A 13,532-nucleotide genomic window follows, 5' to 3' on the forward strand; every position below is an offset into this window, starting at 1 on the left:
GGGATGCTCGTCACCCGACGTCCACGCCCGGGAGTTGGCGGCGAAGGGTCTTCAGGTCCCGTTTCGACAGCATCGCGTCCTGGACGCCCAGGCGGCACAGCCGTTCAAGACGCCGGGCGAAGGCGAAACCAGCCAGGGTGAGGGTTGCTTCTTCGAGGTAGAGGTGGTCGAGCTCCTCCAGTGCGACGAGTTGCTGCACCCCGGCGTCGCTGAAATGGTTGCCGAAACTCTGCCACCAGGCCAGGTGCCGCAACATGGCCAGGTGCGGCAGCGCCTCGTCGGTCAGATCGGTCCAGGCCAGCGTCAGCCTGCGCAGGCCCGGGGCCAGGTGAGCGAGCGCGGCCAGCGACCCGGGCTGAACCGCGTACGTGATCGACAGCCCGGTGATGCTGTCGGAGGGCAGCTGATCGAGAAAGCGCACGTCGACCGGAGACCAGCTGACCGAGGCCGATTCGACGGTTCTGCCGCCGTGGCCATCCAGCTCCGCGGCGGGGTGGATCTCCAGGGCCACCTCCCCGCCGTCCGGTACTTCCACGTCACCGCGTGCCGGCAGCGGCCCCAGGTGGTCGTAGGAGGAGCCAATCCAATCGATCGTGCCCACAGTGCGGTTCTCGGGGAACGGGAGGACGACCACGAGCACAGACTGCCCGGTCCGATCGCAGGCGGCCAACGATTTCCGTCGGCCGCGACCGGAGGCTCCACCATCGCGATCATCCAGCGATTTGCGCATCGGCCTCCGCTACGCCGGAGCCGACCCCTGAGCCGACCGCGAGCGCGGCGGAGCCCACCCAGGTGGGTGGCCTCACCGCGGCGCAGCAGGCGCCCGTCGACAAGCTCCGCCCCAACGCGCTCTCGGACTGCGCGGGATACCCGGACGGCGAGGGCGACGACGTGACGGCTGCGGTGGTATGCAGCGCCGGCAACGAGCATTCGGTCCAGCGTTCGCCTTCCCGGACCAGGCCGCGAGGTCGCGCGACGCCCAAGCGCGCGGAGCGGGGCTCTCCCGCGCCGGCAGGTGCGCCATCTACTGGACGCACAACAGCGACCTGATCGGGTTCCGGATCGACGACGCGGCCGACGGCACCAGCCTTTACAGCTTTTGGCTGGGTTTCGAGCCGATCTGACAGGCCGACGACCGCGCCGGAAGCGTTCCCGCCGGCGTGGTCGTCGACGTCCCGCCCCTCGCGGACCGCCCCCGAGAGGGGCCCGAACCGCTCGCTCGTCGGCGACGCCGAGTACCTCGGGTCGGTCCTCGCGGCGATCGACGGTCCCGTCGTCCTCGTCGGCCACTCGTACGGCTGCGCGGTGGCCACCGTGGCCGGTGTCGCCGAGAACGTGAAGGCCCTGGTCTACCTCGCCGGCTTCGTCCTCGAGGAGGGCGAGGCCCTGGGCGAGCTCCAGGGGCGGTTCCCCGACTCCGACCTGGGCGCGGCGCTGGTCGCCACACCGTTCCCGGGCGGTGTCGATCTCTCGGTCGACGTCCAGAAGTTTCGGGCGGTCTTCGCCCACGACGTCGACCCGGCCGTCACCGCGGTGCTCGCCGTGTCGCAGCGGCCGTTGTCCGCGGCGGCGTTCGGTGAGAAGGCACCCGCCGCGGCGTGGCGGACCAGGCCGGCCTGGGGCATCGTCGCCACGTCGGATCACGCCATCAATCCTGAGGTCGAGCGCTTCGGCTACCAGCGCGCGGGCGTCGACACGGTCGAGGTGGACTCGTCGCACCTGGTGATGTTCTCCCAGCCGACCGTGGTGGCGGACCTGATCAGGACGGCCGTCAAGTCGGTGACCGCCTGACCTGACGACGAGTCACGCCCCGGAAGCCTCCCTCCGGGCCCGATCCTCCCCGAGAGTGCTTGACGCGATGTCCGCGTGTCCCGTGGCGGGCCGGCGGCCTTCTGGCCGGCCCGTGAACTGTGTACCCACGGGGCCTGAGTGAGACGAGACAGTCTGTTGGGTCCGGAGAACGGGACACCGCGGGACGACTTTCCGGTTCGCGTGCGCGACCTGCTGCGCCAACGCGCGGTGTGGGTGCTGCCGCTGGTCCTGGCCTCGGTTGTCGTCGCGTCGATGACCGCGCTGTACCTCGCGTCGGCGGTGAACCCGCTGGCTCATGTGCGCGACCTGCCGGTCGAGGCGGTGAACAGCGACCGCGGGGCCACGCTGGGAACAGAACACCTCGACATCGGCAGGCGGATCGAGACCGGCCTGCGGGCGAGTCCCGCGGTGTCCGGCCGGCTGCGGCTGGAGCCGGTGACCCGGTCCGAGGCCGAACGAGCCATGAACCGTGGGCGCGCGTACGCGACCGTCGTGATCCCGCCCGACTTCACCGCCTCGCTCCTGGCACAGGCCGGTCTGCCGCCAGCCGGCTCGTCGGCAGCCGGTCCGTCGTCGGCCGGTCCGTCGTCGGCCGGGACAGCGGGTGCCGGGGCGATCCAGCTGCTGACCAACCCGCGGGCCGGCACGCTGGGGGTGAGCCTGGCCACCGGCATCCTGCAGCCCGCTGTCGCCGCCGCCTCGCGGACGGTCAGCGGCCAGCTCACGGCGGTGGCCGGCGCGGGGCCCCACGACGCCGCGACGAAGGCGTTCCTGGCGAACCCGGTGACGGTCACGACCAGCCAGTTCCATCCCCCGCCCGCGAGCAGCGCGCTCGGCCTCAGCGCCTTCTACCTGGCCCTGCTGACCCTCATGTGCGGGTTCCTGGCCGGGACCATCCTGCATTCCACGGTGGACGCGGCACTCGGCTACGGGACCTCCGAGGTCGGCCCCCGATGGACCCAGCTCCAGCCCAAGGCGATCAGCCGGTGGCGGACCCTGCTGATCAAATGGGCGATGGCGGCGGTGCTGACCGCGGTGGTGACCGGCCTGATGCTCGCGGTCGCGGCCGGCGCGGTGGGCATGGACGCGCCGCATCCGCTGCTGCTGTGGCTGTACGCGTGGCTGTGCGCGGCGAGCGTCGCCGCCGGGACGATTGTGCTCTTCGCGGTGCTCGGCACCCCCGGGCAGCTGGTCGCCATCCTGCTGTTCGTCTACGCCGGCCTGGCCTCGGCCGGCGGGACCGTCCCCGTGGAGGCACTACCCGGCTTCTTCCGGCTGCTCAGCGAGGCTGAGCCGCTGCGGCAGATCCTCGCCGGCGACCGGGCGATCCTGTACTTCGGCGCCCAGGCTGACGCGGGTCTKACCCGTGGCGTCGTGGCGGCCGCGATCGGCCTGCTCTGCTGGCTCGCCGTGGGCACCCTTGTCGTCCGCTGGTACGACCGACGGGCGCTGCACCGGCTGACTCCGGAGCTGCTGGCGTACGTCGATCGTTCCGTCCAGGACTACCGGGCCCAGGAACGGGCCGAATGAGAGCACGGACCGTCGTGGTCGTCCTCTTTGGATCTCGAATAACCGGTCGGAAAAGAAGAAACTATTCCTCGTCCGGAAGGTGGACTTGTTCGGGATCTTCCGGGGCATGGGTGACGTCGACGAGGACCTTTCCGACGGTGCCTGCCTCGACTGCGTCATGCGCTGCGGCGGTCTGTTCCAGCCGGAACCGGTGTAGCGGGAGACCGGCGTCCGTGCCGACGCGCAGCGCGCCGACTGCTGCCGCTGCTGTTATGTCCTTGACAGCTTGGAGTTTGGCCGTGTCCGGCATGGTGTAGACGAGGATGAACTGCAGCCGGGTGTTCGACATCATGGACGGCAAAATCGGGATGGGCAGATGCGTCCCGCCGCCGTCGGCGTAGATCACCACTACTCCGTTGGTAGTCAGGACCTGCTGGTTGAGCTCGGCGTTCGCGCCTGGGTTCACCTCGACGACGATGTGGACGCCGTCCGGCGCAGCCTTGCCGATCGCCTCCGCGGCGTCGGGTTCGCGGTAGTTGACCACATGGTGGGCACCTGCGGCGGCGGCCAGCGCCGCTTTCCCGGGTGAGCTGACGGTGGTCACGACGTTCGCGCCGGACCAGCGCGCAAGCTCGATCGCCGCGTGTCCGACCGCGCCAGCGCCACCCGCGACAAGCACGGTCCGGCCGGCCAGCGCCGACGGTCCGAGCGCGGCCGGGCCCTCCGGATGGACGGTGAGGGTCCGGTGCGCGGTCATCGCCGGGATGCCCAGGCTGGCTCCGAGATCGAAGGATGCACCGGCTGGCAGCGGGACCGCCTGGCGGGCGGGCAGCACGATCTCCTCCTGCGCGGTGCCGTCGGGCCGTCGCCAGGCCGCCTCCCAGATCCACACCCGTTCCCCGACCCGGGCGGGATCGACTCCGGCGCCGACGGCGTCCACGACACCGGCGCCGTCCTGGTTCGGGACCAGCCCGCCCGGTGGGACCGGTCCGTGCGCGCCACTGCGGGCCTTCCAGTCCGTCGGGTTCACTCCCGACACCGCGACCCGTACTCGGACCTGGCCCGGCCCGGGATCCGTACGGGGACGCTCCACCAGCCGGAGCACCTCCGAATCACCGGTGCGTTCGTACACGATCGCCCTCATTGATCTTGTCCCCTCATCGTTCCTCAGACCCAGATCAGTTCCTGGTGCGCTCACGCGTCGTGAGGTCAGGATGCCCCGGCCGGGGCGTGGACAGGAGTGGCTTGATAGTCACTGTTCGATAGGATCTGGCCATGCATCGCGTCGCCGTTCTCGCGCTTGACGGCGTCATCCCGTTCGAGCTGGGCATACCCGCCCGTGTCTTCGGGGCGGCGGTCGGGCCGGCCGGCGATCCGCTCTACGACGTCGTCGTCTGCACCGTCGATGGCGAGCCCGTACGCACGGCCGCCGGGTTCACCGTCGCCGTCGATCACACGGCCGACATGCTGGGGACGGCGAACACCGTGGTTCTCGCGCCGGTCCATCCGCAGGAGGCCGGCCCGTCCGGCCCGTCCCGCTGGCCCGGATCGGACGAGCCGGACGAACGGAGCAGGTTGGTCGACCCCCGGTCAGTCGCCCTGGTGGCCTCGGCCCTCGCCAGGGTCGCGGCGGGCACCCGGGTCGTCTCGATCTGCACGGCGTCGTTCCTGCTCGCAGCCACCGGGCTGCTTGACGGACGCCGGGCCACCACCCACTGGTTCGAGGCCGAGCGCCTGGCCCGGATGTTTCCCCGGGTGACGGTCGACCCCGACGTCCTGTTCGTCGATGACGGGGACGTGCTGACCTCTGCGGGCGCCGCGTCCGGCATTGATCTGTGCCTGCACCTCGTTCGCCGCGATCATGGCAGCGAGGTCGCGAACCGCGCGGCCCGCCGCTGTGTCGTGCCGCCCTGGCGCGACGGCGGCCAGGCGCAGTACATCGAGCGCCCGGTACCGCCGCCCTCCGGGACGARCACGGCCAGTACCCGGGAGTGGATGCTTCGTCGCCTGGGCGAGCCGACCAGCCTCTCCGAGCTCGCCGCCCACGCGCGCATGAGTGTGCGGACATTCAGCCGCAGGTTCCGGGACGAGGTGGGCCTCCCACCCGGGCAGTGGCTGACCGGGCAACGGGTCGAGCGGGCCAGGTATCTGCTCGAGAGCAGCGACCTGCCGATCGACCAGGTCGCCCGGCACACGGGCTTCGCGACCGGGATCTCGCTGCGCCAGCACTTCCGAGCCGCGACGGGTGTCTCACCAACTGCCTACCGGCAGACCTTCCGTGATCGCGGCGGTACGATCATCACACCTCGTTCGGGGTCCAGCAGCGCTGTACTCAATCCACTGGATCGTTGGTAGTCGGGTCTGTCGCAGGTCAGCATGGGTGTGGTGCCCCTGGTAGTGCCCTGGCTCAGGACATGCGAATAGCGTGTCTCGGGACATCGGCTCCTTGGCCGGCGCGGTGGGCATTCATCACGTGATGACTTCGCCTGCTACCTTCGGTGGTCGCTCACGCGGAAACCATCTGATCCCCTGGCTCGGCCAGCCGCTCGGCACARGGGGGCTGCAAGGCCGGTATTGCCCGTTTTACATGGGCGCTTACGCAAGTACCTATGCCGCTTTCGGCAAGCGCCGGCAGACCGGCCCCGACGCCGCCTCACCCGTCACTGTCCGCCAGGCKGGAGGGAATGTGTGACACTGTCACCCGAAGCGGTCCGGTGACGAGGGCGGAGGCCAACCCGGAGGGCGGAATGCTCGTGGCAGTAGGCCGCACACCGTGGGGCGCAACCGTGTTCCGTCCCGAGCACTTGGCCGTGGTCGCTGGCGAGACACTGTGCTCGACCGTCATCTGGGTGGCTGACCCGGACGATACCCACCTCGTCTCCTACGCCTTGTCCGGCGGCCCCTGAAACCCCGGATGGGCCACATTCGGATCAGGGCCTGCGGGAGTGCCGGTGCGGCGTCCCGGTCTGAGGGCACCGGGCCGCGTGCTTCAAGATCGGTCGGCATGTGCTRTTCGAGGAATCGGACGTGCGGGCCTGGATCAAGGCGCACGGCATACCTGYCGGGCGTCGCAAGGACGCTGACCGCAGGACGCCGGTGGTGACCGATGCGCCGGGCGAGGCGGTCGACGAGTACGAAGCTGGGTGCCGTCGCAGCGATGAGTCTGCCGGTGCCCACAGGTCTACCTCCCGACGGAGACAACCAACTCATCGGGAGTAAGGCATGGGCCTCATCCACATCGAGCTGTTCGCGACCCTCGACCTCGTCGGGCAGTCGCCCGGCGGCCCCGAGGAGGACCCGGTGGGGTTCCCGTTCGGCGGCTGGCAGGCGCCCCTGCTGGACGAGGTCGCCGGGGCGCAGGTCGGTGCCGCGTACGAGGGCACGGACGCCCTCCTGCTCGGCCGGCGGACGTATGACATCTTCGCCGCCTACTGGCCGTACCAGGAGGGCGGCGAGGACAACGAGATCGCCACGCTCTTCAACAGCGTCCCGAAGTACGTGGCCTCCCGCGGCAGGCCCGACCTCTCGTGGGCCGGGTCCACGCGGCTCGGCCCGGATCTGGCCGGCGCGGTACGCGAGATCCGTGACCGGCACGAGCACGTGAAGGTCGTCGGGAGCCTGAACCTGGTGCAGACCCTCCTGCGCGAGAAGCTCTTCGACCGTCTCGACCTCTGGGTGCACCCGATCGTGCTCGGTGTCGGGAAGAAGGTGTTCGACGGGGGCGCGGTGCCCACGAACGTCACACTCCTCGAACCGCCGGTAGCCGGTCCGAAGGGCACCGTGTACCTGCGCTACGGGCTCGCCGAGGGCACGCCCGGGACGGGGGACATGAGCGCACCCGACCGCGGTGCCGGGCGCGACGACTGAAGCCGCCCCGCGCCAGGTGGGTCCGTGTCGTCGGCGGTGAATCCGTCAGGCCGGCATTCCGTCACGGCGTCGGATCAGGCCCCTGCCTGCCTGTGGCATTGAGGCCGTTAACCACCACGGAAATTGTTGTTCTGGGTGACTATTTTGGTCGGAGGAACGCCAGACACGTGAACGGCCCCCCATCCGCGGAAGGGATGAGGGGCCACTCTGTGCCCGACTGCGCGGTGTGTAGTGGCGAGACGGGGTTAGCCTCGTCCGCCTGCGATCCGGGCCGGAATGATCTGGTACGTCGTGATGCCGCGAGGTGGGTCCCGTTCTTCGGACTGTGATCCTATCTTGAAGACCTGTATGGGCCGATGTACGACGATTGCCCAACATCGCCGTGTCGCCGTGTTCTTGTCCTGTGTGGACATCGAGCGCTATGCGGAAACTGGACCTGAGAGGACGCTGTGACGGGGTGCTCAGGTGGCGTAGTGCTCGGCGATGGTCGCGAAGGYGGCCTTGGGTTCCCAGGCCATGTCGGGATAGGTGTCTCCGCGGCGGTCCTCGAGGACCTTGACTATGCCGGGGCTGGCCAGGTCGAGGTCGTCGCGGGGATCACCATCGGGACGGTGCGGATGGCTCTCGAGCGCGAAGAGGAAGACGAAGGCGCTGTCGACCCCCTCGGTGTCGAAGATCTCTAGTAGTTCGGCCAGATAGGTGGCCTGGCCGGCCTCGTCGCGGACGTAGGTCCCGTTCAGCCGGAGGGGGGCGCCGGTTTCCGGGTCGGACTCGACGATCTCCATGCTGCGGGGTGCTCTGTCGCCGGCGCCGCGCCAGGTGGCCGTGCCGAATCCGGTGATCGCGACTGGCTTTCCCTGCGCGACGAGGGTGCGTACGCCTTCCCGGTACCGGTCGGCGACCTCGGCGGATCGGATGAGTTCGAGCGACATGATGTCGAAGGGCGTCCAGTCGACCCGCTCGAACGGTATGGCAGCGTAGGTGACCTTCCCGTTGAAGTGCTGGTGGACCACGGCGACTGCGTCGTTGAGGAAGTCGTTGAGACGGGCACTTATCTCGGCGAGCCGTTCGAGTCGGCCGTTGGGCTCGCCCAGCAGCAGGCCGAGTCGCTCCGCGAGGGTGTCGCCGGGTGTGAATCCCCGGTTCATGAGGGTCAGCTCCACGCCGGTGACGAACACGACCGCGGCTCCTTGCTGCCGGAGGCGTTCCGCGCGGTGGGCGCAGTCGGCGAACAGCGTCAGGATCTCGTCGCTCGTCAGCTCCAGCGGGTAGGGCGAGAACCAGACCTCCAGCCCGAGTTCCGCGGCGTGGCTCGCGGCCAGTTCCAGCCGCTCCGGGTCACCGCCGGTGATCTGGACAGCATTGCAGTGCAGGTCGTCTCGGATGATGGCCAGCTCCCGCCTGACCACGTCGGAGTGGAAGCGCTGGCGGGAGATCTCGCCCTTGTGGACGAAGCCGGTGTCGTACGTGATGCCCTTGGCGCGCATGCGTCTGGTCCTTCCTGGCGAGGGAGACGATCCGACGCTAGCAGAAAGATGCGCGCACGCAAATTTGCGCGTACGCATGCGGCCGTGGGATGCTGGCCTGGTGACGACGCCACCGCCTGGCCTACGGGAGAGGAAGAAGGAAGCCACCCGGAAGGCTCTACGGGAGGCCGCCCTGCGGCTGGCCCTGGAGCGTGGGCCCGACGGCGTGCGGGTCGACGACATTGCCGAGGCCGCCGGGGTCTCGCCACGGACCTACAACAACTACTTCTCCAGTCGCGAACAGGCGATCGTCGCCGCCGTCACCGCGGAACGGGAAGCACGGGTCGCGGCGGCAGTGGCTGCCCAGGCCGCTAGCACCCCACTCGCCACCGCCATCATCGAGGCGATCGTGGCGCAGTACACCGACCCGGGCAGCCACGATCCCAGCGCACTACTGCTCATCACGACTCGCCCCACGCTTCGCGATGCCTTCCTCGGCACCGTCAACGAGATCGAGCAGCCCCTCACCGCCGTGATCGCCGAGCGCCTGGGYGACAGCGACCAGCTCACCGCCCACGTACTCGCAGCGAGCGTCGCCACCGCAGWGCGAATCGCGCTCACACGCTGGCTGACCACCGCGACCTCCCCCGCAGCCGGGGGACTCGTCCTACTGTCCGGCTCGCTGCCTGAACTGCTACGAGCAGCGCTCGCGCCACTCGGGCCCGCGTTCGAAGCAGCCGAGAGACGCCCACAGACCGCCGACAACGGCCAGGCACACCACACCCGCGACCAGCCTCACCGCCCGGTTCCGAACGGCATCCGAGGACCATAGCGAGGTCTTCGCACAATCCCGAGTCACGAGCCCTGGCGTCCCGTCATCCGGCCGGATGACGGGGAAGCCCGCGGGCACGCCTCCCCGACCGGCACAGAAGGGCGTGGTGTTATCGAGTTCTACGTCGCCGACTCGCCCTGGCCGTCGAGCGCGACATGGACATCACTGCGCAGCTGTGCGACCAGTCGGCGGGCGGTGGCAGCGCCGACGCGTAGTCGTTTCCGCAGGGTCTCTCAGGTCACCGTCGAACGACGGGCCAAAAGTTAGTACGTGCAGGTTAGTACGTGCGTACGTACGTGCAGGGTGGTAACCCTCGAACCACCGTGGAGGCCGGCACGGATCGCTCRGGATCGGACCAGCCGCCCCACAGGACCGCCTCAACCCGCCCCTGGAACGTAAACATTCAGCCGTGGTGCTGAGCTGCGGTTTTGCTGCGTGATGGCGCGGCGAAGAACCCGCCGGCATGTGCGCGGTGGGTGGTGCTGGTATCCGGTGTGATAGGTCAGGCTGGGGCGGGGTCGGGTGGCATCCAGGGGTGGCCCAGGACGGCGTCGCGGAGGGCGTCGATCATGTTGTGGCCGTGCTTTGCGGCGGTGGAGAGGTATCCGCGGATGCGGTAGCGGTCGGTGGTGCGCTGCTCGCTGGTGAGGCGTCCGGAGATCTTCTGCTGGATCTTGCTTGGTCGCAGGTCACGTTCGGCCTGGTTGGAGGTGGGCGGCACGCGCAGGTCGTGGGCGAAGCGCAGGACGTCGGCTTCGCGGTCGCGCAGCACTTCCAGCAGTAGACGGGCCTTGCGTTCGCCGGGACGGCCGCCGTTGCTGGTGGTGTCGGACAGCCCGACCAGCACCCCGTCTCGGAACTGCTTGACCAGAGGGTGCCGCAGCCGCACCGCACCTGATGCTGGTCGTACTGCGTCACCGTCACCGACATCGGGGGGACCTCGTTCTGCTGGTAGCGGTCCACAACCCCCAGATCCGCCGCCGCGGCCAGATCGTGGCCGCACTCGCACCGCCCCTGCGGAAACCGGTCGACCCGGCTGGTCGGGCCGTCGGTCCAGGCCAGGTTCGCCCCCGGCGCACCGGGCTGCTTGCCCCGGGCACGCGTAGGACCACCGCCGGCACGTGGCTTCGCCTTCTCCGACGGCGGCGTCCTACCCGGGTCGTCGTCCCTGGACGGCGGCGTCGACGAGTTCGACGAGTTGCGCGAGAGCAGGTGCTCCAGCCTGGCCAGCTTCCCCGCCAACCGCTCGTTGGCCTCCACCAGGTCCGCGACCTGCGTGGACAGCGTCATGATCTGCCCGTCCTGGGCCGTGATCCGCGCATCCCGTAACACGAGGAGCGCGATCAACCCCTCGCGTGACATCTCCTCCGACGCGGCCACCCGACGATCACACTACGACCACGCCACCGCATCCGCGACCAACACGCCGAGACCGTCACATCGTCTCGACAACCGGCCGGTTCCCGCTGTCATCCACGGCCCGTTCGCGAGCCGACACCGACCGACTCGGTCGTCGCGGCGGCCAGAGCGGCCTCGCTGACCCGCCAGCTTTCATACCCCCGCTCGTCATCGACCAGGACCTCGAGCAGACCGGCCCGTTTCAGACGCGCGGCCGCCGCCTCGACCACGTCCCGCGACAGCGACGTCGCTCTCATCAAGCCGAACGGCGTCACGTACGGCGTTGACCGCACCTGGTCCGACGCGCTCACCCCAGCCCTCGACGTCCTCACCGCAAGCACCCCGAACACCAGCAACGTCTCCGGCTCAGCCAACGCGTCGATCACAGCACGAGCATCGTCAATGGCCACATCGATCACCCTAGCCGCGACCCGACACCCGCTACCGGCCAACCGTCACCCGCAGACCACGCATCAACCAGCCCCCCGAATGGCTGAATGTTTACAGTTCCAGCCTGAGGTCGTCGCGAAGGAACTGTCGGACCATTTCGGTKATCTCCTGTGTTTCGGCTTTCGGTCCACTGAACCCGAACAGGATATCGTCCGCGTACCTTACGTACCGTAGCCGCCGATAGCTGGGATCCTGGGGATCCTGGCTGGGTAGCTGGCGGCGTTGCCGGCGAAGCCGGCGTAATGCTGGCCGGTCGCCGTGCCGTCGGGCACGCGCGATCGCATATTCGACTTTCTGGTAGGCAGGGTTGGGTACCCTGCGTTCGCCCCGGTTGTAGTTCGGGAGTAGGTGTGTCGCGACGAAGCTGTCCAGCCGGTCGAGATAAATATTGGACAGGATCGGGGACGCCGGACCGCCTTGTGGCGTTCCGGAGAGTGTCGCTCCCCATTTCCAGTCCTCCAGATACCCCGCGCTCAGCATGGCCTTCAGGAGTCGCAGGAACCGGTTGTCGTGGATTCTCTCGCCCACCGTGTCGAGCATGACCTGATGGTCAAGCTCGTCGAAACAGCGGGCGATGTCGCCCTCGATGAACCAGTGCGTGCCCTTCCAGACATCGACCACCTCACCGAGTGCGGTGTGGCAGCCCCTGCCTGGGCGGAACCCGTGGGAGCGGCCGGAGAAGGTCGGCTCGTAGTACGCCTCCAACAGCAGGCGCACCACCTCGCCGACCAGCTTGTCCGACTAGGTCGGCAGGCCCAGCGGGCGTTTCTTCCCGTTCTTCTTCGGGATGTGCACCCGCTTCACCGGTTTCCATCGGTAGCGCTCGTGGCGCATCGCATCGATGATGCGGTCGATGGTAGCCAGCGACATGCCGTCCACGGTCTCCCCGGTCAACCCGGGTGTCATCGCCCCCTTGTTGGAGTAGAGGAGCCTGTCGCAAAATGGGGGTGTCGCTGCCCGGCTGATCACTATTCGGGTGGAATGATCTCCTTGTGGCGCGTGACTACCGGCCGGTGCGTCGGGACCAGCCTTTCCTGCTGCCCCCGGACATGCGGGAGTGGCTGCCCGACGAGCACCTGGTGTGGTTCGTGCTCGACACGGTCGCGGTGTTGGACACCTCGGTGCTGCACGCCCGCTACCGCACCGGCGGGGTGGGCCGGGCCGCCTACGACCCGGACATGCTGCTCGGTCTGGTGGTCTACGCCTGGGCGCGGGGAGTGCGCTCGTCGCGGCAGGTCGAGCGGCTGTGCGCGGTCGACGTGGCGTTCCGGGTGGCCTGCGCCGGCGACGTCCCGGACCACTGCACGGTCTCCCGGTTCGTGGTGGCTTGCCAGGAGGCGGTGACGGACCTGTTCACCCAGGTCCTGAGACTGTGCGTCCGGCACGGACTGGGCCGGCTGGGACAGGTCGCGGTCGACGGCACGAAGATCGAGGCGAACGCGTCGTTGGGCGCGAACCGGACCCGCGCCCACGTCCGCGACGAGTACGACCGGCGCACCGAGCCCGGGCCGGAGGAGGCCGAACGTGCGGCGGCCGAACAGGTCGTCGCCGAGCCTCGGCCGGGAACGGACGCCTCCTCCCACCGAACCGGGCTGGGTCCAGGGCTACAACGCCCAGCTCGTGGTCACCGACGACTACCTCGTCCTGGCCCACACCGTCACCCAGGACACCAACGACACCGCCTGGTTCGTGCCCATGACCGAAGCCGCTCTCGCCACCGCCGCCACCGCCGCCACCGTCGCCCCGGTCAGGGACCCTGCTGGCTAATTCGGCCTTATGCGGCGTGGGTGAGTTCGAGGCGTGCGAGGTGGCTGGTGCGGGTGCGGTCGAGGGGGTGGCCGTTCCACCATGCGTCGAGGCGGATCAGGTTGAGGGCGACCGCGGAGAACACGTGTTGCAGGTGGGTCTTGGCCAGGCCGTGGTAGCGGGTGTGGCGTAGGTCGGTGACGGCGACGCCCTGGCGGATGGTGCCCTCGACCCCTGCCCGCAGCGCGTATTTCGCCTGCCAGTCGGTGGTGTCCTGCCGGGCGCGGGCGTCGGCTTGGGCGTGGTAGGCGTCGCGGGGGTGCACGGTGAGCTGCCGGCGGTGTTTCTTCGAGGTGGTGCACTGGTCGCGGGCGGGACACGGTGTGCAGGTCGCCGCCGCAAATTTGATCACGATGGTGTCGGTGCCGCGTTGGCGGGCCGGGGTCCAGGAG

The 13,532-nt window shown here is 69.2% G+C and carries 12 protein-coding genes and 4 pseudogenes; 7 read left to right on the top strand and 9 right to left on the bottom strand.

Annotated elements, in window-relative coordinates:
- Positions 1–10: 10 nt before the first annotated feature.
- On the bottom strand, positions 11–511 hold the full coding sequence (locus BBK14_RS13250) for a hypothetical protein (RefSeq protein ID WP_071062348.1): 501 nt from the start codon (positions 509–511) through the stop codon (positions 11–13).
- Positions 512–1,215: 704 nt separating this feature from the next.
- Here BBK14_RS13250 and BBK14_RS13260 point away from each other — a divergent pair.
- Positions 1,216–1,791 (top strand): annotated as a pseudogene (locus BBK14_RS13260) (alpha/beta hydrolase); the annotation flags it as partial.
- Between the two features lie 138 nt (positions 1,792–1,929).
- Positions 1,930–3,342: a YhgE/Pip domain-containing protein gene (locus tag BBK14_RS13265; protein WP_071062409.1), complete on the top strand. Its 1,413-nt coding sequence runs from the start codon at positions 1,930–1,932 to the stop codon at positions 3,340–3,342.
- A gap of 61 nt (positions 3,343–3,403) precedes the next feature.
- Here BBK14_RS13265 and BBK14_RS13270 read toward each other — a convergent pair whose 3' ends face one another.
- Positions 3,404–4,465, bottom strand: coding sequence for an NADPH:quinone reductase (locus tag BBK14_RS13270; protein WP_071062411.1), 1,062 nt, complete (start codon positions 4,463–4,465; stop codon positions 3,404–3,406).
- Positions 4,466–4,596: 131 nt separating this feature from the next.
- Between BBK14_RS13270 and BBK14_RS13275 the strand changes: the two genes are divergently transcribed.
- Both BBK14_RS13275 and BBK14_RS13285 read left to right on the top strand, forming a co-directional pair.
- A complete protein-coding gene (locus BBK14_RS13275; RefSeq protein WP_071062413.1) occupies positions 4,597–5,676 on the top strand; it encodes a GlxA family transcriptional regulator in 1,080 nt (359 codons plus the stop codon).
- An 867-nt stretch (positions 5,677–6,543) separates the two neighbouring features.
- Positions 6,544–7,188 carry a dihydrofolate reductase family protein gene (locus BBK14_RS13285; RefSeq protein WP_071062418.1) on the top strand — a complete coding sequence of 215 codons (645 nt, stop codon included), beginning with the start codon at positions 6,544–6,546 and terminating at the stop codon, positions 7,186–7,188.
- Between the two features lie 461 nt (positions 7,189–7,649).
- Here the strand turns inward: BBK14_RS13285 and BBK14_RS13290 are convergent, their stop codons facing one another.
- The gene (locus BBK14_RS13290) at positions 7,650–8,675 is read right to left on the bottom strand and encodes a hypothetical protein (protein ID WP_071062421.1); all 1,026 of its coding nucleotides are present in this window, start codon (positions 8,673–8,675) and stop codon (positions 7,650–7,652) included.
- A 100-nt stretch (positions 8,676–8,775) separates the two neighbouring features.
- Here BBK14_RS13290 and BBK14_RS13295 point away from each other — a divergent pair, with 100 nt between their 5' ends.
- Positions 8,776–9,486: a TetR/AcrR family transcriptional regulator gene (locus tag BBK14_RS13295; protein WP_083390915.1), complete on the top strand. Its 711-nt coding sequence runs from the start codon at positions 8,776–8,778 to the stop codon at positions 9,484–9,486.
- A 502-nt stretch (positions 9,487–9,988) separates the two neighbouring features.
- Here the strand turns inward: BBK14_RS13295 and BBK14_RS41285 are convergent.
- The 4 genes and pseudogenes from BBK14_RS41285 to BBK14_RS13310 form a co-directional block, all read right to left on the bottom strand.
- Positions 9,989–10,375 (bottom strand): IS66 family transposase, encoded by a 387-nt coding sequence (locus tag BBK14_RS41285; RefSeq protein ID WP_157904255.1) that lies wholly within the window; start codon positions 10,373–10,375, stop codon positions 9,989–9,991.
- 185 nt (positions 10,376–10,560) lie between these two features.
- A pseudogene (locus BBK14_RS42170) lies at positions 10,561–10,848 on the bottom strand (DUF6444 domain-containing protein); the annotation flags it as partial.
- Between the two features lie 107 nt (positions 10,849–10,955).
- A complete protein-coding gene (locus BBK14_RS13305; RefSeq protein ID WP_131802286.1) occupies positions 10,956–11,294 on the bottom strand; it encodes a hypothetical protein in 339 nt (112 codons plus the stop codon).
- A gap of 94 nt (positions 11,295–11,388) precedes the next feature.
- A pseudogene (locus BBK14_RS13310) lies at positions 11,389–12,261 on the bottom strand (reverse transcriptase/maturase family protein); the annotation flags it as partial.
- Positions 12,262–12,383: 122 nt separating this feature from the next.
- Here BBK14_RS13310 and BBK14_RS42810 point away from each other — a divergent pair.
- Positions 12,384–12,593 (top strand): annotated as a pseudogene (locus tag BBK14_RS42810) (transposase); the annotation flags it as partial.
- Here the strand turns inward: BBK14_RS42810 and BBK14_RS42815 are convergent.
- On the bottom strand, positions 12,533–12,691 hold the full coding sequence (locus tag BBK14_RS42815; RefSeq protein WP_198541263.1) for a hypothetical protein: 159 nt from the start codon (positions 12,689–12,691) through the stop codon (positions 12,533–12,535). The pseudogene BBK14_RS42810 and the gene BBK14_RS42815 sit on opposite strands and share 61 nt — an antisense overlap.
- 167 nt (positions 12,692–12,858) lie before the next feature.
- On the opposite strand from BBK14_RS42815, the gene BBK14_RS38890 reads away from it, so the two are divergent.
- On the top strand, positions 12,859–13,101 hold the full coding sequence (locus BBK14_RS38890) for a hypothetical protein (RefSeq protein ID WP_071062427.1): 243 nt from the start codon (positions 12,859–12,861) through the stop codon (positions 13,099–13,101).
- A gap of 7 nt (positions 13,102–13,108) precedes the next feature.
- On the opposite strand, the gene BBK14_RS13325 is transcribed toward BBK14_RS38890, so the two are convergent.
- On the bottom strand, positions 13,109–13,532 hold a 424-nt coding region (locus BBK14_RS13325; protein ID WP_198541262.1), incomplete at its 5' end, for a transposase.

It is taken from the genome of Parafrankia soli, assembly GCF_001854695.1.
In the GTDB taxonomy this organism is placed as follows: Bacteria; Actinomycetota; Actinomycetes; order Frankiales; family Frankiaceae; genus Parafrankia; species Parafrankia soli.